A 20064-nucleotide genomic window follows, 5' to 3' on the forward strand; every position below is an offset into this window, starting at 1 on the left:
TAATCCTCTTTGTTCGCTGCGTGAGTTCGATTGTAACGCGCAAAACCTGAGCAAACCTGGCGTCGATGCCGTTTTTTGCACTGCGTCAGGATTGTTGTTTCAGAAACGCCTCTAACGTGATGACGGTGACCTCAGGTTTATGATCGAGCGCGATTTGGGCATATCCCGCGGCTTGCTCTGCTATTTCATGCTCCTCTAACGCGCTGACAATGCCGAAGCTATTGGTGCCCAACTCATGTGGATGACCTTCATCATCGCTTAAGGTGGTGCTGTATCCGCCATTGATCATGGCGCTGTTCACTGACTGCACGTCGCCGAGTCCACTTTCCTGATATTTCAACGTGACAATGTAACGTTTGACATCATGGTCACTCATTATTCACCTCATTGTTATCGAACAGATTTCAGCGTAGACCAGCGCGCAGTATAGAGCGAATTTTAGCCATTTCATTAGTGAAAATAGCAGGTAAAGCTTTGTCAAAAGAGTTCAGAAAAATCTTGTAGCCTTCAGGCTGCTATTTGAGTAATTGCCCCCTATAATGCGCAGCGAAAATGGGAAAAGTCCCATTAAAAGAGCGGTCCAGCGGCTTTCCTGGTTTTTTATGCGGATACATACTTTTTTACAAAACTTACGGTAAATTGCATTGATTGGCCGGAGAAACGCTTCAGACTCTTCGTTTTTTAAACTGTCGTACGGATTACTTTTAATGAAAGCCTTTAACAAGCTGTCCGCTGTTTTATTGCTCTCTGCTGGAGCATTTTGTCACCAGGCCTTTGCAGATAACGCCGTTTTCACCTCCATGGATGACCCTGCAACGGCGAAAAAGCCGTTTGAAGGCAGCGCGTCAGCGGGTTACCTGGCTCAAACTGGAAACACCACCAGTTCTTCGCTGAGTGCGTCTACCAATATGACGTGGTATCAAACCAATACCGCATTGAGTCTATGGGGCAACGCCGCAAACAACTCCTCAAATGATGAGCGTTCATCTGAGACTTACAATATCGGTGGCCGTAGCCGCTATAACCTCAATAGCGCTGATTACCTGTTTGGCCAGGCAAGCTGGCTAAGCGACCGTTTCAACGGTTATGACTCACGCGATGTGCTGACCGCCGGTTACGGTCGTCAGATCCTCAGCGGCCCGGTTCACTCACTGCGTGCTGAATTCGGTCCGGGTGTGCGTTACGACGATTTCCATGATGGCGGCCATGAAACCAAAGCATTGGGTTATGGTGCAGTGAGCTATCAATGGCAGCTGACAGATACCACCAAATTTATCCAGGGTGTTTCTGTGCTGAGCAGCTTCGGTGAAGACACCACGCTGAACTCAGAAACCGCGCTGCAGGTGGCCATCAATGCCCATTTCGCGCTGAAGCTGGGCTACAACGTGACCTGGAACAATAATCCGCCAGAATCTGCGCCGGATCGTACCGATACCAAAACCACGATCCAGCTCTCATACTCAATGTAAGCGAGACGGATGTGAATCACCGCTGCCAGGCCTGTGCCTCGCAGCGGTTTTTTTTATTTCTCTTTAGCTTAGCGAATCTCTGCACGGGTTTTGATCGGCGGCGAAAGCTGCTATTATCATCGCCGCTTTACATTCCTGGCGTCATTCCGACAACGTGGGTCTGACATCACGCCGGGTTACACACTATGAAACTCATTTTTGCATGTAGGCTTTCGTGTGGCTTACCACTGCAATTAAGGATATGAAATGCCAGTAATTACTCTTCCTGATGGCAGCCAGCGCAGCTTTGACCGTCCGGTCAGCGTGATGGATATTGCGTTGGATATTGGACCGGGTTTGGCGAAAGCCTGCATCGCGGGTCGCGTGAATGGCGAATTGGTTGATGCGGTTGATCCGATCACCGAGGACGCTCAGGTCGCGATTATTACCGCTAAAGACGACGCCGGTTTAGAAATCATTCGTCACTCTTGCGCGCACCTGTTAGGGCATGCGATTAAGCAGCTGTGGCCAAACACCAAAATGGCGATCGGCCCGGTGATTGATAACGGTTTCTATTATGACGTTGACCTGGAACATACCTTAACCCAGGAAGATCTTGAGCTGCTGGAAAAGCGTATGCACCAGCTGGCTGAAACCAACTACGATGTGGTGAAGAAAAAGGTGAGCTGGCAGGAAGCACGTGACGTGTTTGCTGAGCGTGGCGAAAGCTACAAAACCACCATTCTTGACGAGAACATCAGCCACGACGATCGTCCTGGCCTGTATCAACATGAAGAATACATCGACATGTGCCGCGGTCCGCACGTGCCGAATATGCGTTTCTGCCATCACTTCAAACTGCAGAAAATCTCCGGGGCTTACTGGCGCGGCAACAGCGACAACAAAATGCTGCAGCGTATTTACGGTACGGCCTGGGCGGATAAAAAGCAGTTGGCTGCCTATCTGCAGCGTCTGGAAGAAGCGGCGAAGCGCGATCACCGTAAAATCGGTAAGCAGCTTGATCTCTACCACATGCAGGAAGAAGCACCGGGCATGGTGTTCTGGCACAATGACGGCTGGACCATCTTCCGCGAGCTGGAAGTGTTTGTGCGTACCAAGCTGAAAGAGTACGACTATCAGGAAGTGAAAGGTCCGTTCATGATGGACCGCGTGCTGTGGGAGAAAACCGGGCACTGGGAGAACTATAAAGAAGCCATGTTCACCACCTCTTCAGAGAACCGTGAATATTGCATCAAGCCGATGAACTGCCCAGGCCACGTTCAGATCTTTAATCAGGGTCTGAAATCCTACCGCGACCTGCCGCTGCGTATGGCGGAGTTTGGCAGCTGCCATCGTAACGAGCCATCAGGTGCCTTGCATGGTCTGATGCGCGTGCGCGGCTTTACCCAGGATGATGCTCACGTCTTCTGTACCGAAGATCAGGTACGTGATGAGGTGAACAGCTGTATCCGCATGGTATACGACATGTACAGCACCTTCGGTTTTGAAAAAATCGTGGTGAAGCTGTCGACCCGTCCGGAAAAACGTATCGGTACCGACGAAATGTGGGATCGTGCGGAAGTGGATTTGGCAGAAGCGCTGAAAGAGAATGATATTCCATTCGAATATCAGCCGGGAGAAGGTGCCTTCTACGGCCCTAAAATTGAGTTTACCCTGTACGATTGTCTCGACCGCGCCTGGCAGTGTGGTACCGTTCAGCTAGACTTCTCCCTGCCGAAGCGTCTGGACGCGACTTTTGTCGGCGAAAACAACGACCGCCAGACACCGGTAATGATCCATCGCGCAATTCTCGGTTCAATGGAACGCTTTATCGGCATCCTGACCGAAGAATTCGCTGGATTCTTCCCGAGTTGGCTGGCGCCGGTGCAGGCTGTGGTGATGAATATCACCGACAGTCAGTCAGAATACGTCAGTGAATTGACGAAGAAATTGCAGAATGCTGGCATTCGTGTCAAAGCAGACTTGAGAAACGAGAAGATAGGCTTTAAAATCCGCGAGCACACATTACGTCGCGTCCCTTATATGCTGGTTTGCGGTGACAAAGAGGTGGAAGCAGGCAAAGTTGCCGTGCGCACCCGCCGTGGTAAAGACCTTGGGAGCATGGACGTAGATGTGTTTGTTGAGAAGCTGCAACAAGAGATTCGCAGCCGACATCTTCACCAATTAGAGGAAACAGGTTATTAAAGGCGGAAAACGAGTACAACCAACACGTCCGAACCGTATCAACGGCGAAATCCGTGCCACCGAAGTGCGCTTAACTGGCGTAGACGGCGAGCAACTTGGCATTGTCACCCTGCGTGAAGCCATTGAGAAAGCTGAAGAAGCCGGCGTAGATTTAGTTGAAATCAGCCCGAACGCCGAACCGCCGGTTTGCCGTATCATGGATTACGGCAAGTTCCTTTATGAAAAAAGCAAGTCTTCTAAGGAACAGAAGAAGAAGCAGAAAGTTATCCAGGTTAAGGAAATCAAATTCCGTCCTGGTACCGATGATGGCGACTATCAGGTCAAACTACGCAACCTGATTCGCTTTCTGGAAGAGGGTGATAAAGCCAAAATCACGCTGCGTTTCCGCGGTCGTGAGATGGCGCACCAGCAGATCGGTATGGAAGTGCTTAACCGCGTCCGTAAAGATCTGTGTGAAGACATGGATCTGGCGATTGTCGAATCCTTCCCTTCGAAGATCGAAGGTCGTCAGATGATCATGGTGCTCGCTCCTAAGAAGAAACAGTAGGCCTTCAAGTAATAAAGCCGCGCAGCGCTTGCGTTGTGCGGATTTTTATTCGCCTGTCTGATTCATTTTATTAACAATGCGAAGTGGATATTTGTAAAAATGCCAAAGATTAAAACTGTACGTGGCGCCGCTAAGCGCTTCAAGAAGACCGCTTCTGGCGGCTTCAAGCGTAAGCACGCGAACCTGCGTCATATTCTGACTAAAAAGTCTACTAAGCGTAAACGTCACCTGCGTCCGAAAGGCATGGTGTCTAAAGGCGATCTGGGTCTGGTTATTGCCTGCCTGCCGTACGCATAAGTAAATTTTTTTTAGTTTAATTCCCGAAAGATTTCGGGTTGCAGCAAGCCGGCAACTGAATGAATCCCTGAACTTACATCAGTAAGTGACTGGGATGAATGAAGACAGCCAACGCCGCTGCGGCACGAAAGATGAAGGGAAATCACAGAATATGATATAGGAGAGCTCACATGGCTCGCGTTAAACGTGGTGTAATTGCTCGCGCACGTCACAAGAAAATCTTAAAACAAGCTAAAGGCTACTATGGTGCACGTTCACGTGTATACCGCGTTGCCTTCCAGGCTGTTATCAAAGCTGGTCAGTATGCTTACCGTGACCGTCGTCAACGTAAGCGTCAGTTCCGTCAACTGTGGATCGCGCGTATCAACGCTGCGGCTCGTCAGAACGGTATCTCTTACAGCCGTTTCATCAATGGCCTGAAAAAAGCCTCTATTGAAATCGACCGTAAGATTCTGGCTGACATCGCTGTATTCGACAAAGTGACATTTACTGCACTTGTTGAAAAAGCAAAATCAGCTCTGGCGTAAGTCAGTTGAAAAAGGGAGCTTGCTCCCTTTTTTATTACCCGCAACTCACGCAAAAGATTGACATTTTGGCCGCTGCGCATTTCAATAGTGCGGTTTCTAAATATGACAAGGTAACGCAAGCATGAATGCTGCTATTTTCCGTTTCTTTTTTTACTTTAGCGCCTGAACATCAGGGGCTTTTGCGCATAAGAAAAGAAACGAAAAATCGCGCTGAAAGCCTCCCTCGTGGAGGCTTTTTTGTTTCTGGCGACACTTAATCGGATCATCTGATCCCAACGAGAACTGACCAGCCCGGCTGGAAGAAGAGGAAATCATGTCCCAACTCGCAGACCTGGTGGCTCGTGCCACGGCCGCCATCGACGAGGCGGCGGATATCGCTGCTCTGGACGCCGTGCGCGTCGAATTTCTGGGTAAGAAAGGGCATCTGACGCTGCAAATGACCACCCTGCGTGAACTGCCGGCAGAAGAGCGCCCGGCTGCGGGTGCGGTCATCAACGAGGCCAAACAGCAAGTGCAGGACCGCCTTACCGCGCGCAAAGAGACGCTGGAAAGTGCGGAGCTGAATGCGCGTCTGGCTGCGGAAACCATCGACGTGTCGCTGCCTGGCCGCCGCGTTGAGAATGGCGGCTTGCATCCGGTGACCCGCACTATCGATCGTATCGAAACCTTCTTCGGCGAACTGGGTTTCGCGGTGGTAACAGGTCCGGAAATCGAAGACGACTACCACAATTTTGATGCGCTCAACATTCCCGGCCATCACCCGGCGCGTGCCGATCACGACACTTTCTGGTTTGATGCCACGCGTCTGCTGCGCACCCAAACTTCAGGCGTGCAGATCCGTACCATGAAAAACCAGCAGCCGCCAATCCGCATCATCGCGCCAGGCCGTGTTTATCGTAACGATTACGATCAGACGCACACGCCAATGTTCCACCAGATGGAAGGTTTGATTGTCGATAAAGACATCAGCTTTACCAACCTGAAAGGCACACTGCACGATTTCCTCAACAACTTCTTCGAAGAGAATCTGCAAATTCGCTTCCGTCCTTCTTACTTCCCGTTCACCGAACCGTCCGCAGAAGTGGACGTGATGGGTAAAAACGGCAAGTGGTTGGAAGTGCTGGGTTGCGGCATGGTGCACCCGAACGTATTGCGCAATGTTGGCATCGATCCGGAAATTTATTCGGGCTTTGCGTTTGGCATGGGCATGGAGCGTCTCACCATGCTGCGCTACGGTGTGACCGATCTGCGCGCCTTCTTCGAAAATGATTTACGTTTCCTCAAACAATTTAAATAAGGGCAGGTTATCCAATGAAATTCAGTGAACTCTGGTTACGCGAATGGGTAAATCCAGCCCTGGACAGCGCTGCGCTGTCTGAGCAAATCACCATGGCCGGCCTTGAAGTGGACGGCGTGGATCCGGTTGCCGGTGCGTTCCACGGTGTCGTGGTGGGTGAAGTGGTTGAGTGCGGCCAGCATCCGAACGCCGACAAACTGCGCGTCACCAAAATCAACGTCGGTGGCGATCGCCTGTTGGATATCGTCTGCGGCGCGCCAAACTGCCGTCAGGGCCTGAAAGTGGCGGTGGCGACCGTTGGCGCTGTGCTGCCGGGCGATTTCAAAATCAAAGCAGCAAAACTGCGTGGCGAGCCGTCTGAAGGCATGCTGTGCTCCTTCTCTGAGCTGGGTATTTCCGACGATCACAACGGCATCATCGAGCTGCCAGCCGATGCGCCAATTGGCACCGATATCCGCAGCTATCTGCAGCTGGATGACAACACCATTGAAATCAGCGTCACGCCAAACCGCGCCGATTGTCTGGGCATCATCGGGATTGCGCGTGATGTAGCAGTATTGAACGGTTTGCCGCTGACGGCACCCGCGATTGAACCGGTAAAGGCCACCATCGACGATACCTTCCCGATTCGCGTTGATGCCACCGCCGCGTGCCCGCGCTACCTTGGCCGCGTGGTCAAAGGTGTCAACGTCAAAGCCGATACGCCATTGTGGATGCGTGAGAAGCTGCGTCGTTGCGGTATTCGCTCAATCGATCCGGTGGTCGATATCACCAACTTTGTACTGCTGGAGCTTGGTCAGCCGATGCATGCCTTCGATCTCGACCGCATCGACGGCGGCATCGTGGTGCGTATGGCAGAAGAGGGCGAAGTGCTGACGCTGCTGGATGGTACCGAAGCTAAACTCAGCAGCGACACGCTGGTGATTGCCGATCACCACAAAGCGCTGGCGATGGGCGGCATCTTTGGTGGCGAGCATTCCGGTGTCAATGAAGAGACGCAAAATGTGCTGTTCGAATGCGCCTACTTTGATCCGCTGGCGATCACCGGCCGCGCTCGCCGTCAGGGCCTGCATACCGACGCGTCACATCGTTACGAGCGTGGCGTCGATCCAGCGTTGCAGCACAAAGCGATTGAACGCGCGACGCAACTGTTGCTCGACATCTGTGGCGGCGAAGCGGGCCCGGTCATCGACCAAACTGACGCGAGCGCGCTGCCGCCACGCGCCACCATCACGCTGCGCCGTGAAAAGCTCGATCGTCTGATTGGCCATGTGATTGCTGACGAACAGGTTACTAACATCCTGACGCGTTTGGGTTGCGAAGTGAAAGTGAGTGCAGGTGAGTGGCAAGCCGTTGCGCCAAGCTGGCGTTTCGATATGGCTATCGAAGAAGATCTGGTCGAAGAAGTGGCGCGTGTTTACGGCTATAACAACATCCCTGATGTGCCGGTGAAAGCCAGCCTGATCATGACGCAGCATCGTGAAGCCGACCTGTCGCTGAAGCGTGCGAAAAATCTGTTGGTAGATAAAGGTTATCAGGAAGCGATTACTTACAGCTTTGTCGATCCAAAACTGCAGCAGTTGCTGCATCCGGGCGAAGAGGCGCTGATCCTGCCCAGCCCAATATCCAGCGATATGTCGGCAATGCGCCTGTCGCTGTGGACCGGTTTGCTTGGCGCGGTGGTGTATAACCAAAACCGTCAGCAGGGCCGCGTACGCCTGTTTGAAAGCGGTTTACGCTTTGTTCCTGATACACAGGCCGATCTGGGTATCCGCCAGGATCTTATGCTGGCCGGCGTTTTAAGCGGTAATCGCTATGAAGAGCATTGGGATCTGGCGCGTCAGACGGTTGACTTCTATGATTTGAAAGGCGATTTAGAATCGCTGCTGGATTTGACCGGTAAACTTGATGAGATTTCCTTCCGTGCGGAAGCCAATCCGGCGCTGCATCCAGGACAAAGCGCCGCAATTTATTTACGCGGCGAACGAATCGGATTTATCGGGGTGGTTCATCCAGAGCTGGAACGTAAGCTGGATCTGAATGGTCGCACCTTAGTGTTTGAACTGCTTTGGAATAAGGTCGCAGACCGCGTCCTGCCTGATGCGCGCGAGATTTCTCGCTTCCCGGCAAACCGTCGTGATATCGCCGTTGTGGTGGCTGAAAATGTGCCTGCAGCAGATATCATTGCGGAGTGTAAGAAAGTTGGCGTAAATCAGGTAGTTGGCGTAAACTTGTTTGACGTGTACCGTGGTAAGGGCGTAAACGAAGGTGAAAAGAGCCTAGCGATTAGCCTGATTTTGCAGGATACCAGCCGGACACTCGAAGAAGAGGAGATTGCCGCGACCGTTGCCAAATGCGTTGCGGCATTAAAAGAGCGATTCCAGGCAACCTTGAGGGATTGAACCTATGGCGCTTACAAAAGCTGAAATGTCAGAGTACCTGTTTGAAAAACTCGGGTTGAGCAAACGCGATGCCAAAGAGTTGGTAGAACTTTTTTTTGAAGAGGTTCGCCGCGCGTTGGAAAACGGAGAACAGGTAAAACTGTCCGGATTTGGTAATTTTGATCTGCGTGACAAAAACCAGCGTCCGGGCCGTAACCCGAAGACGGGGGAAGATATTCCTATCACCGCGCGCCGAGTGGTGACGTTCCGTCCAGGACAGAAGTTGAAAAGTCGCGTCGAGAACGCGACACCCAAGGATGCTGACTAATTTCAGTACGACAAAAAGGCCGCTTAGCGGCCTTTTTTTTTGTCTTAAATCTGGCCGCTCCTCACGATTTATTCACGATGTAAGGATTTAGTAAGTATCCGGAAAATAGGGCGAAAATCGGTCCTCACCGATAGTGACGGCATCAACACTTTTGTTATAACAGCGCCATCACAGAGCAAAAGGTTCGAATAATGAAAAAGACAGCAATTTTATTAAGTGTCTTGTTAGGCATGCCGCTGCTGGCTAGCGCCAATGTTTCCGTCAACATCAATACACCGGGCGTTTCGATTCATATCGGCGATCAGGATAAACGTGGCTACTATTGGGATGGCTACGACTGGCGCGCGCCAACGTGGTGGAAACAGCACCATAACCAGCGCATCGGCACCAAAGGTCCGCACGGTTACTGGAACGGTAACGGCTGGCAGGCGCAGCATCCGGGCAATGGACCGCACCGCGACGACAAACGTCAGCCGCAACCGCAGCATCACGACCAGCGTGACAATCAGCAGAAGCGTGATAATCATGGTCAGCCGCTTCCTCCGCATCAGTAAGGCTTCTCCAGCGGCGCCTCCACAGCGCCGCTTTCTTTTTGCTGTAATCCCACTACAATCAAATCTCTGTTTTCTCAGCCAATCTTATCTATGACTCTGCTGGATCAGCTTGCTTCCCAGGCAAATCGCCGCAGCCAGCGCTGGCTCATCGCACTCATTGCGCTGCTATTGCTGCTCATCGGGCTTAGCCTGTGTGCCGGCGACAGCTGGATCTCCCCCACACAATGGTTTTCGGCGGAAGGCGATCTGTTCGTCTGGCAACTGCGCATGCCGCGCACGCTGGCGGTGCTGCTGGTGGGTGCGGCGCTGGCGGTGTGCGGCGTGGTGATGCAGGCGCTGTTCAACAATCCGCTGGCGGAACCCGGCTTACTTGGCGTGTCTAACGGGGCGGGGATTGGTCTGGTATTAGGCGTGATGCTCGGTAACGGTTCGCTATGGAGCTTAGCGCTGGCGGCCATGGCCGGTGCGCTGCTGATTACGCTGATGCTGCTGCACTTCGCTCACAAACAACTCTCAGTGAGCCGCTTACTGCTGACCGGCGTAGCGCTTGGCATTATCTGTAGCGCCATCATGACGTGGGCAGTGTACTTTAGCACCAGCCTCGATCTGCGTCAGCTGATGTACTGGATGATGGGCGGCTTTAGCGGCATCGACTGGCGCTATGGCTGGATGATGTTGGCGCTGCTGCCGGTAACGCTGCTGCTGATCGCCACCGCACGCACGTTGAATTTGCTGGCGCTGGGCGAAACCTCGGCACGTCAGCTCGGATTACCGCTGCTGCTGTGGCGCAACCTGCTGGTGCTGGCGATGGGCTGGCTGGTGGGCGTGAGCGTAGCGATGGCGGGTGCGATCGGTTTTATTGGTCTGGTTATCCCGCATCTATTGCGTCTCAGCGGTTTTAGCGATCATCGTTATTTGTTGCCTGCGGCGGCGTTAGCCGGTGCCGCAGTGCTGCTTGGCGCGGATATTATTGCGCGGCTGGTGTTAACCTCTGCCGAACTGCCGATTGGCGTGGTAACGGCCACGCTCGGCGCGCCGCTGTTTATCATGTTATTAGTGAAGTCTTCGCGCTAGCTTTGGCTGGCAACGTGTTATCAACAACAGGAATCGACGATGAGCATTTATCAGACAGAACTGGTTACGCTGGACGGTGAAAAAACCACGCTGGCGGCCTATGAGGGCAAGGTGCTACTGGTAGTCAATGTGGCATCCAAATGTGGCCTGACGGCGCAGTATGAGCAGTTAGAATCGCTGCAGAAAGCCTGGCAGGATAAGCCGTTCAGCGTGCTTGGCTTCCCATGCAATCAGTTCCTCGAGCAAGAGCCGGGCAGTAACGAAGAGATCAAAACCTTTTGCAGCACCACTTACGGCGTAACTTTCCCGATGTTCGATAAAACCGATGTCAACGGCGAGCATCGTCACCCTCTCTATGCGCAGCTGACGGCGGCGCAGCCAGTGGCGCAACGCCCGGAAGGCAGCGGTTTCCTCGAGCGCATGGAGAGCAAAGGGCGCGCGCCGAAAGCGCCGGGCGATATCCTGTGGAACTTCGAAAAATTCCTTATTAATAAGCAGGGCAAAGTCATTGCGCGCTTCTCACCGGATATGACGCCAGACGATCCCATCATCCTGAAAAGTGTAGAGCAGGCGCTGGCCGAATAAATGCTATTGCAGTGTCAGGGAGTCAGCGTCACAGGACGGCTGGCTCCCGTTGAACTGAGCGTTAACGCCGGTGAATTAGTGCATCTGGTGGGGCCGAACGGCGCCGGCAAAAGTACCTTGCTCAACGCGCTGTCCGGTTTGTTGCCGAGTCAGGGCAGCATTCTGCTGGATGGCGCGCCGCTATCTACGTTAAACGGTGCGGCATTGGCCCCGCTGCGCGGCTGGCTGCCGCAACAGCAGATGGCGCCGGGACAAATGCCGGTGTGGCATTACTTACGCATGCACATCACCGCACAAACGACGGAAACAGACTGCGTGTTACAAGAGGTGCTCGCGCAGTTAGCGCTGCAGGACAAACTGACGCGCAGTCTTACGCAGCTTTCTGGTGGCGAATGGCAACGCGTGCGGTTGGCTGCCGTGGTGTTGCAGGTTCATCCGGCGATCAATTCACGCGGCAAACTCCTGCTACTGGATGAGCCGATGAGTGCACTCGACGTGGCGCAGCAACGCGCGGTCGATAAGCTGCTGGCTGAACTGTGTTGCAGCGGCCTGGCGATTGTTGCCAGCGGGCACGACCTCAACCACAGCCTGCGCCATGCCGCTCGCGTGTGGTTAATGCATCAAGGCGCGGTTGTCCGTCAGGGCAGGGCCAGCGAGGTGCTGACCGCTGCGCATTTAGCGCCGCTTTACCAAACCCCGTTTGAACAAATTGATACCGCACAAGGCCCGCTGCTGTTTATTCCCTGACAGAGGATTGCGTGCCGTGGCGCTTTGCCGCTACAGTGTCTGCCGGACAAGGGAGAAAGGGAAAGGCGGATGCGGCTGACAATTTTGATTTTGACACTGTTGCTGGCGGGCTGTAGCCATCATGCACCGCCGCCGAATGGCCGTTTGTCTGACTCTATCACCGTGATTGCCCAACTCAACGATCAGCTGAGCCGCTGGCGGGGAACGCCGTATCGCTATGGCGGATTAAGCCGCGGTGGCGTGGATTGTTCCGGCTTCGTCTATCTCACCTTCCGCGATAAATTCGATATGCAGCTGCCGCGCTCGACCATTGATCAAACCGACATTGGTACGCGCATCGACAAGGGCGATCTGCTGCCTGGCGATCTGGTGTTCTTCAAAACCGGCAGTGGAGAAAACGGTTTGCACGTCGGTATTTACGATACCGACAACACCTTTATTCACGCCTCGACCAGCCAGGGTGTGATCCGCTCGTCGCTGGATAATGTTTACTGGCGTAAAGTATTTTGGCAGGCGCGTCGCATCTAAATAGCGTTGTTATCGCTTAATAAAGACGCGAAAAAAGAAAGGGTATCTCACCCTGAATTAAATCTGAATTCTGCCGATATTTAACTATCATTTAAAATGGCACTTTACCCGCCATCGATTTAATACTAATAATAAAGCTAAATTTATTTAATTGGTATGGACATTAACCCCGGCTTATTTGGCTTAAGTATTATTTGCGGTTTAAATCAGCGTAATAAGACCTAAAACGGCACCTCTTCAAACGTTTGGTCCTATTGCCTGGTGGAATTCGTTGATATACGATGCGCCAATTGCCATTGCTTCTGGCTTGAAAAATGAAAGTCCATTTGTCTGCCGACTATCAGTCGGAAACCTGGTTTTATCCAGTTTACTCTCTGGCGGGCCAGCTGACTGCGGTCGAGCTGGTGACGCAATTTGTCCACGACAGCGCACCTATTACGCTGCCGCAGGATTTGCTGTTGCCGCAATTGGACGATGCGCAGCAATTACGTTTGCTGCAGAGCCAGCTTTCATTGCTGGAAAAGTACCGCGACTTTTTTGAGATTAATCAAATTACCGCGTTGGTACGTATTGATGATTCTATGGCCAATACACTTTTAGCCAGCGAATTTCTGTTAAGGAAATTCCGACAAATCCCTTTTATTGTTTTAGATATCAGCGAAACGTTTCCGCAATTATCTTTGGGTAAATCCCATCCATTGCTCGCAGCATTACAAAGTGAATTTCGTTTATCGCTTTCACAATTTGGCGCAGGAAAAGCACCGGCAACCGCGGTGTACGATAATCTGTTTAGCGTGTTAAAACTGGATAAAGCCTTTATTCACAACCTGGCCAAACGCGCCTCGTTTACGCCTTTTATTCAGACAGTTATCAATAATTTTTCCGATTTTGCGGACCAGATCATTATTTGTGGTATTGACGATAACCACATGATGGAAAAGATGACCACGTTGAGTGGTGCGCAGCTACAGGGCAGCCTGTTCCCGGTGGTGAAAGCTGAACGTCTTGACGATCTCATCTATTCCGACCTGAATTTACACACGCCTTCGCAGCAGTAACCCTTTCGCCTGTCTTACGCGCCGCGTCGGCGTTACACTCTCTGTTATCTTATAACTTATTGCGGGTGCCTGATTTAAGCGCACCTTCCGGAGTGTCGATGCAATTTACCAATAGCTGGCAGCAAGAATTACCCGGATTCTATACCGCGCTGGACCCAACGCCATTAGCGGGTGGACGGCTGTTTTATCACAATGCGCCGCTGGCACAAGAGATGGGTTTAGATGATGCGCTGTTCGCCGGCAGCGGGCATGGCGTGTGGTCAGGACGCGAAATGCTGCCCGGCATGTCGCCGCTGGCGCAGGTTTATAGTGGCCATCAGTTTGGCGTCTGGGCCGGACAGCTGGGCGATGGGCGCGGCATTCTGCTGGGTGAACAGCAGCTGGCCAACGGTCGCAAGCTCGACTGGCACTTAAAAGGGGCCGGATTAACGCCCTATTCGCGCATGGGCGACGGTCGCGCGGTGATCCGCTCCAGCGTACGCGAATTCCTCGCGTCTGAAGCGCTGCACCATCTGGGCATTCCCACCACGCGCGCGCTGGCGTTAGCCATTGGCGATGAGCCGGTGCTACGCGAAACCCAGGAACGCGGTGCGATGCTGATGCGCATTGCCGACAGCCATCTGCGTTTCGGTCATTTTGAGCATTTCTATTACGGCGGTGAACAAGACAAAGTGCGCCAGCTGGCGGATTACGCCATTCGCCATCACTGGCCGCAGCTCAAGGATGAAGCGGATCGTTACCTGCTGTGGTTCACCGATATCGTTAAACGCACCGCCAGCCTGATCGCCCATTGGCAGAGCGTTGGCTTTGCGCACGGCGTGATGAACACCGATAACATGTCGATTCTGGGCTTAACGCTGGATTACGGCCCTTACGGTTTCCTCGACGACTATCAGCCGGATTACATCTGCAATCACAGTGACTATCAGGGCCGCTACGCTTTCGAAAATCAGCCGATGATTGGCTTGTGGAACCTTAATCGCCTGGCGCATGCCTTGTCGGGCTTGATGACCACCGAGCAGCTTAAGCAGGCGCTGGGTCATTATGAAGGTGAGCTGATGCGCGTTTGGGGGGAGAAAATGCGTGCCAAACTCGGCTTGCTGACGGCGGATGCCAATGACAACACGCTTCTGACCGGCTTGCTGTCGATGATGACGGCGGAACACAGTGATTACACGCTGACCTTCCGCATGCTGAGCGACACGCAGCAAGATGAAAGCCGTTCGCCGTTGCGTGATGAGTTTATTGATCGTGAGGCCTTTGATCGCTGGTACAGCGATTATCGCCAGCGTTTGTTGCAAGACCACGCCAGCGATGCGCAGCGTCAGGCGGTGATGAAAGCGGCTAATCCGGCGCTGGTGTTACGCAACTATCTGGCACAGCAGGTGATTGAAGAGGTCGAGAACGGCGAGACCACGGCGTTAGCGAAGCTACATGGCGCGTTACAGCAACCGTTTAGCGATGCGGCCGTCAGCGCAGAGTTGCGCCAACGGCCACCAGAGTGGGGCAAAACGCTGGAAGTGAGTTGTTCCAGCTAGATCAGCATTAAAAACGGCTGTCGACCGCGGCAGCCAGTTTTGCCAGCACCTCGGCGCTGTCTTCCCAGCCGAGGCACGGATCGGTGATTGACTGACCATAGGTCAGCGCCGCACCGCTCACCACTTTCTGATTCCCTTCCTGCAGGAAACTCTCGATCATCACGCCCGCAACCGCGCGCGATCCGGCACGGATTTGCGCCGCCACATCATCGGCAACGTCACGCTGACGACCGTGCTGCTTCAGGCAGTTGCCGTGGCTGAAGTCGATCACCAATTGCTCCGGCAGATTGAAGTCGCGCAGATTGGCCGCTGCCGCGGCCACATCTTCGGCGTGATAGTTCGGCTGTCGACCGCCGCGCAGGATCACGTGACCATGCGGATTACCGCTGGTTTGATAGATGGTCATCTGACCGTTTTTATCCGGTGACAGGAACATGTGGCTGGCACGCGCGGCGCGAATCGCATCGACCGCAATTTGCACGTTGCCGTCGGTGCCGTTTTTGAAACCGACCGGACAGGAGAGCGCTGACGCCATTTCACGATGAATCTGGCTTTCGGTGGTACGCGCGCCAATCGCGCCCCAGCTGATCAGGTCGGCAATAAACTGGCCGATCACCATATCGAGGAATTCAGTGGCGGTTGGCATGCCCAGCGCGTTGATATCCAGCAGCAGTTTGCGCGCAATGGCGATGCCGCGGTTTACATCGTAGCTGCCATCCAGATCGGGATCGGAGATCAGGCCTTTCCAGCCAATCACAGTGCGCGGTTTTTCGAAATAGGCACGCATCACGATTTCCAGACGATCTTTATGGCGCTCACGCAGCACGTTCAGACGTTCAGCATACTCAATCGCCGCTTTAGGATCGTGCAGCGAGCAAGGGCCAATAATCACCAGCAGACGCGGATCTTCACCGGTCAGAATGCGTGCGATGCGCTGGCGGGAAGCGGTGACGTTGGCGGCAATATCTGCCGAAATAGGGTGTTCATGCGCGAGCGCAGCCGGAGTCAGTAGGCTACCGATGCGCGCGGTACGCAGTTCATCAGTCTTGTTCATTGAGATTCTCAAAAATTTGTTCTTCGCAGCGGTGAAATACCGGGAAGTGATGGTGATCACAATAAACTAATAGCCTGCGAATTCAACCTGCTAAAAACAAAGGTCTTAAAACCAGACGGAAGCCAGACTTTACGATTGCAATACAGGCCCGGTATGTGGCGGGAGGTCGCCACTTATGGCGACCGGCAGAGAAACCTAATACATGCTGCGGCTCAGACCCATGATATCGAGGATTTTGGTGGCGATCTCTTCCACCGAATAGTTGGTGCTGTTGAGATAACGAATCTGGTTGGTGCGGAACAGCGCTTCCACTTCGCCTACTTCGAGACGGCACTGGCGCAACGAAGCGTAGCGGGTATTTTCCGCGCGCTCCTGGCGAATCGCCGCCAGGCGTTCCGGGTCGATGGTTAAACCAAACAACTTATGCTGATGTGCACGCAGCGCCGGCGGCAGTTTCAGGTTATCCATATCATCGGCGATAAACGGATAGTTAGCGGCACGCACGCCAAACTGCATTGCCAGATACAAGCTGGTGGGCGTCTTGCCGCAGCGAGACACGCCGAGCAGAATCACCTGCGCATCTTCGAGGCCGCGCAGGGAAATGCCATCATCATGCGCAAGGGTGTAATCAATGGCGGCGATGCGCGCGTCATATTTGCCGAGGTTGCTGGCGGTCAAACCGTGCGTGCGGTGCGCCACCGGCATTGACGCCACGCCGAGTTCGCTCTGCAACGGTGCTACCAGCGCCTGCACGATGTCCTGACAAAAGCCTTCGCTTTCGAGAATAATTTCACGGACGTCGGGTGTGACGATGGAGAAGAACACCAGCGGGCGCACGCCGCTCTGCTGGTAAAGCGCGTTGATCTGCGCTTTAACCGCCTGAGCGCGTTGCACATTCTCGACAAATGGCAGCGTCACGCTGTGGGTTATCACCGGGAACTGGGATAACACCGCATGGCCCAGCACTTCGGCGGTAATGGCGGTGCCATCAGAGATGTAGAATACGCTGCGTTCAGTGTTCATAGTGCAAATATCCTCTTGCGTAGCAATGCCCAAATTATCGATGACAACATTTCATTTTAAATAATAATAAAATGAAATATCCATATTGTCCGCTATTGCGCTCACAAAGATGAATCAGTGAATAATCAATATTAGATGAAATGCTGTTTTGAAAAGCATTATTTTCGCGCATTTTCCTTTTCGCGCATGAAATAAAGTGTGAGGGCGTTGCGCAACAAAAATCAATCGCTAACCCTCTGAAAAGGGGAAAAATATCGCTACAGCAATCTATTAGCGTGAAATAGGGCGGTTGCGCAACACAATTAATTCTAAGTACTAATCCGATTTTGTCTTTCTTTTCCTGCTTTAACGATTCAACACTTAGTCTTTATTAATCGGTTGTGCCAGGCTGGTTTGGCGAATAGCAAAATGTTCCATGTGTATTCACATCATTTAAAAGGATAATCTCAATGTCCAATCAAGACCAACAGTCGCTAGTGCTCTGGTACAACCAGCTTGGCATGCATGATGTTGATCGGGTGGGAGGCAAGAATGCTTCCCTTGGAGAAATGATTACGAATTTGTCGTCGCTGGGAGTTTCCGTACCAAACGGTTATGCGACCACATCTTACGCGTTTAATCTGTTCCTCGATCAAAGCGGACTGAACCAGCGGATCTATGATTTGCTGGATAAAACGGATGTTGATGATGTTGCTGAGCTCGCGCAAGCGGGTAAACAGATTCGTCAATGGGTGATCGACACGCCATTCCAGCCTGAACTGGAAGCGGCAATTCGTAGCGCCTACGAACAACTCTCTGCTGATGATGCCGACGCCTCCTTTGCGGTGCGCTCGTCAGCCACCGCCGAGGATATGCCCGACGCCTCGTTTGCCGGCCAGCAGGAGACTTTCCTTAACGTGCAGGGTTATGACGCGGTCATCATCGCGGTGAAGCACGTTTATGCCTCCTTATTTAACGATCGTGCCATCTCCTACCGTGTGCATCAGGGCTACGACCATCGCGGCGTGGCGCTCTCGGCCGGTATTCAGCGCATGGTGCGATCGGACCTCGCTTCGTCGGGCGTGATGTTTACCATTGATACCGAATCGGGCTTTGATCAGGTGGTGTTTATCACGTCTGCCTTTGGTTTGGGCGAAATGGTGGTGCAGGGCGCGGTGAACCCCGACGAGTTCTACGTGCACAAACCAACGCTGGCCGCCAATCGTCCGGCGATTGTGCGCCGCACCATGGGCTCAAAAAAGCTGCGCATGGTGTATGCGGATTCGCAGGAGCATGGCGAGCAGGTGCGGATTGAAGATGTCGAGCAGGAACAGCGCGATCGCTTCAGCTTAACCGATGACGAAGTGCAGGCGCTGGCGCGTCAGGCGGTGCTGATTGAGCAGCACTACAAACGCCCAATGGACATTGAATGGGCGAAAGATGGCCACACCGGCAAACTGTTCATCGTGCAGGCGCGTCCGGAAACGGTGCGCTCCAACGGTCAGGTGATGGAACGTTATACGCTGCAGGGCAAAGGCAACGTGGTGGTCGAAGGCCGCGCCATTGGTCATCGCATCGGCGCCGGTGAAGTCAAAGTCATCCACGACATCAGCGAGATGCATCGCATTGAAAAAGGCGATGTGCTGGTAACCGACATGACCGATCCCGATTGGGAACCGATCATGAAGAAAGCCTCAGCCATCGTCACCAATCGCGGCGGTCGTACTTGCCACGCAGCGATCATCGCGCGTGAGCTGGGCATTCCAGCGGTGGTGGGCTGTGGCGATGCCACCGATCACCTGAAAGATGGCCATAAAGTCACGGTTTCCTGCGCCGAAGGTGATACCGGTTATGTCTATGACCAACTGCTGGACTTCGAAGTTACCAGCTCGCAGGTCGATACCATGCCGGAACTGCCGCTGAAGATCATGATGAACATCGGTAATCCGGATCGTGCGTTCGATTTCGCCTGCTTGCCGAACGAAGGTGTTGGCCTGGCGCGTCTTGAGTTTATTATCAACCGTATGATTGGCGTGCATCCCAAAGCGTTGCTGGAGTTTGATCAGCAAACGCCGGAATTGCAGCAGCAGATTCGTCAGATGATGAAAGGCTTTGATGACCCGATTGAGTTCTACATCGGCCGTCTAACCGAAGGGATTGCGACGCTGGGTGCCGCATTTGCGCCGAAACGGGTGATTGTTCGTCTTTCCGATTTCAAAACCAACGAATACGCCAACCTGGTGGGTGGCGAGCGTTATGAGCCGGAAGAAGAGAACCCGATGCTCGGTTTCCGTGGCGCCGGTCGCTACGTTGCTGACAACTTCCGCGACTGCTTCAGGCTGGAGTGCGAAGCGGTGAAGCGCGTGCGTAACGAAATGGGGCTGACCAACGTTGAAATCATGATTCCGTTCGTGCGTACCGTCGATCAAGCCGAAGCGGTGGTCGCCGAGCTGGCGAAAAACGGTCTGAAGCGCGGCGAGAATGGCCTGAAAGTGATCATGATGTGTGAGATCCCGTCCAACGCCTTGCTGGCTGAGCAGTTCCTCGAGCACTTCGATGGCTTCTCCATCGGTTCCAACGACATGACGCAGTTGGCGCTGGGCCTCGATCGTGACTCTGGCGTGGTGTCCGCGCTGTTTGATGAACGTAATGATGCCGTGAAAGCGCTGTTATCGATGTCGATCAAAGCGGCGAAAAAACAGGGCAAATACGTCGGTATTTGTGGTCAGGGACCGTCGGATCATCAGGACTTTGCGGCATGGTTAATGGAGCAGGGCATTGATAGCCTGTCGCTTAATCCGGATACCGTGGTTGAAACCTGGTTGAGTTTGGCAGAGCTGAACGCATCCAAACATTAACCAGGCGGTAATTTGATGCATCAGATGAGAATTTGA

The 20064-nt window shown here is 53.3% G+C and carries 20 protein-coding genes and 1 other annotated feature; of the genes, 17 read left to right on the plus strand and 3 right to left on the minus strand.

Features of this window, described 5'->3' with window-relative positions:
- Positions 1-85 precede the first annotated feature (85 nt).
- Positions 86-376, minus strand: a complete 291-nt coding sequence (ghoS, locus tag IB226_RS03705) for a type V toxin-antitoxin system endoribonuclease antitoxin GhoS (RefSeq protein WP_101764577.1) — start codon at positions 374-376, stop codon at positions 86-88.
- Positions 377-707: 331 nt separating this feature from the next.
- On the opposite strand from ghoS, the gene IB226_RS03710 reads away from it, so the two are divergent.
- The 16 genes from IB226_RS03710 (at position 708) to IB226_RS03785 (ending at position 15114) form a co-directional block, all read left to right on the plus strand.
- A complete protein-coding gene (locus IB226_RS03710) occupies positions 708-1469 on the plus strand; it encodes a YdiY family protein (RefSeq protein WP_101764576.1) in 762 nt (253 codons plus the stop codon).
- Positions 1470-1715: 246 nt separating this feature from the next.
- Complete coding sequence (gene thrS / locus IB226_RS03715) at positions 1716-3653, plus strand: threonine--tRNA ligase (RefSeq protein ID WP_101764575.1); 1938 nt, start codon at positions 1716-1718, stop codon at positions 3651-3653.
- A complete protein-coding gene (gene infC / locus IB226_RS03720; RefSeq protein ID WP_036621995.1) occupies positions 3649-4200 on the plus strand; it encodes a translation initiation factor IF-3 in 552 nt (183 codons plus the stop codon). Before thrS ends, infC begins: the two co-directional genes overlap by 5 nt.
- Before the next feature lie 99 nt (positions 4201-4299).
- Positions 4300-4497 (plus strand): 50S ribosomal protein L35, encoded by a 198-nt coding sequence (rpmI, locus tag IB226_RS03725; RefSeq protein WP_004157374.1) that lies wholly within the window; start codon positions 4300-4302, stop codon positions 4495-4497.
- Positions 4498-4667: 170 nt separating this feature from the next.
- The gene (rplT, locus tag IB226_RS03730; protein WP_007892678.1) at positions 4668-5024 is read left to right on the plus strand and encodes a 50S ribosomal protein L20; all 357 of its coding nucleotides are present in this window, start codon (positions 4668-4670) and stop codon (positions 5022-5024) included.
- 116 nt (positions 5025-5140) lie between these two features.
- Positions 5141-5266 (plus strand) — a sequence feature (Phe leader region).
- Positions 5146-5190 (plus strand): pheST operon leader peptide PheM, encoded by a 45-nt coding sequence (pheM, locus tag IB226_RS03735; protein WP_106120997.1) that lies wholly within the window; start codon positions 5146-5148, stop codon positions 5188-5190. (Overlaps the previous feature by 45 nt.)
- 71 nt (positions 5267-5337) lie before the next feature.
- Positions 5338-6321, plus strand: coding sequence for a phenylalanine--tRNA ligase subunit alpha (gene pheS / locus IB226_RS03740; protein ID WP_101764574.1), 984 nt, complete (start codon positions 5338-5340; stop codon positions 6319-6321).
- Positions 6322-6335: 14 nt separating this feature from the next.
- Complete coding sequence (gene pheT, locus IB226_RS03745) at positions 6336-8723, plus strand: phenylalanine--tRNA ligase subunit beta (RefSeq protein ID WP_192233633.1); 2388 nt, start codon at positions 6336-6338, stop codon at positions 8721-8723.
- 4 nt (positions 8724-8727) lie between these two features.
- Positions 8728-9030, plus strand: a complete 303-nt coding sequence (gene ihfA, locus IB226_RS03750) for an integration host factor subunit alpha (RefSeq protein WP_007892687.1) — start codon at positions 8728-8730, stop codon at positions 9028-9030.
- A gap of 191 nt (positions 9031-9221) precedes the next feature.
- Positions 9222-9584: a DUF2502 domain-containing protein gene (locus IB226_RS03755; protein ID WP_192233635.1), complete on the plus strand. Its 363-nt coding sequence runs from the start codon at positions 9222-9224 to the stop codon at positions 9582-9584.
- A 90-nt stretch (positions 9585-9674) separates the two neighbouring features.
- Entirely contained in the window at positions 9675-10658 is a 984-nt protein-coding gene (btuC, locus tag IB226_RS03760) for a vitamin B12 ABC transporter permease BtuC (protein WP_101764571.1), read from the plus strand.
- Positions 10659-10697: 39 nt separating this feature from the next.
- Complete coding sequence (locus IB226_RS03765; protein WP_110866017.1) at positions 10698-11243, plus strand: glutathione peroxidase; 546 nt, start codon at positions 10698-10700, stop codon at positions 11241-11243.
- Complete coding sequence (btuD, locus tag IB226_RS03770) at positions 11244-11990, plus strand: vitamin B12 ABC transporter ATP-binding protein BtuD (RefSeq protein ID WP_192233637.1); 747 nt, start codon at positions 11244-11246, stop codon at positions 11988-11990.
- 69 nt (positions 11991-12059) lie between these two features.
- Positions 12060-12518: an NlpC/P60 family protein gene (locus tag IB226_RS03775; RefSeq protein ID WP_110866019.1), complete on the plus strand. Its 459-nt coding sequence runs from the start codon at positions 12060-12062 to the stop codon at positions 12516-12518.
- A gap of 314 nt (positions 12519-12832) precedes the next feature.
- Entirely contained in the window at positions 12833-13576 is a 744-nt protein-coding gene (locus IB226_RS03780) for an EAL domain-containing protein (RefSeq protein WP_101764567.1), read from the plus strand.
- Positions 13577-13674: 98 nt separating this feature from the next.
- Entirely contained in the window at positions 13675-15114 is a 1440-nt protein-coding gene (locus IB226_RS03785; protein WP_192233639.1) for a YdiU family protein, read from the plus strand.
- Between the two features lie 7 nt (positions 15115-15121).
- On the opposite strand, the gene IB226_RS03790 is transcribed toward IB226_RS03785, so the two are convergent.
- Both IB226_RS03790 and IB226_RS03795 read right to left on the minus strand, forming a co-directional pair.
- Entirely contained in the window at positions 15122-16168 is a 1047-nt protein-coding gene (locus tag IB226_RS03790; protein ID WP_192233642.1) for a 3-deoxy-7-phosphoheptulonate synthase, read from the minus strand.
- A 195-nt stretch (positions 16169-16363) separates the two neighbouring features.
- Positions 16364-17191 carry a pyruvate, water dikinase regulatory protein gene (locus IB226_RS03795; RefSeq protein ID WP_110866022.1) on the minus strand — a complete coding sequence of 276 codons (828 nt, stop codon included), beginning with the start codon at positions 17189-17191 and terminating at the stop codon, positions 16364-16366.
- Positions 17192-17640: 449 nt separating this feature from the next.
- Here IB226_RS03795 and ppsA point away from each other — a divergent pair, with 449 nt between their 5' ends.
- The gene (ppsA, locus tag IB226_RS03800; RefSeq protein WP_192233644.1) at positions 17641-20028 is read left to right on the plus strand and encodes a phosphoenolpyruvate synthase; all 2388 of its coding nucleotides are present in this window, start codon (positions 17641-17643) and stop codon (positions 20026-20028) included.
- Positions 20029-20064: the final 36 nt, after the last annotated feature.

The organism is Pantoea sp. PNT03 (assembly GCF_014852515.1).
Taxonomy (GTDB): Bacteria; Pseudomonadota; Gammaproteobacteria; order Enterobacterales; family Enterobacteriaceae; genus Pantoea; species Pantoea leporis.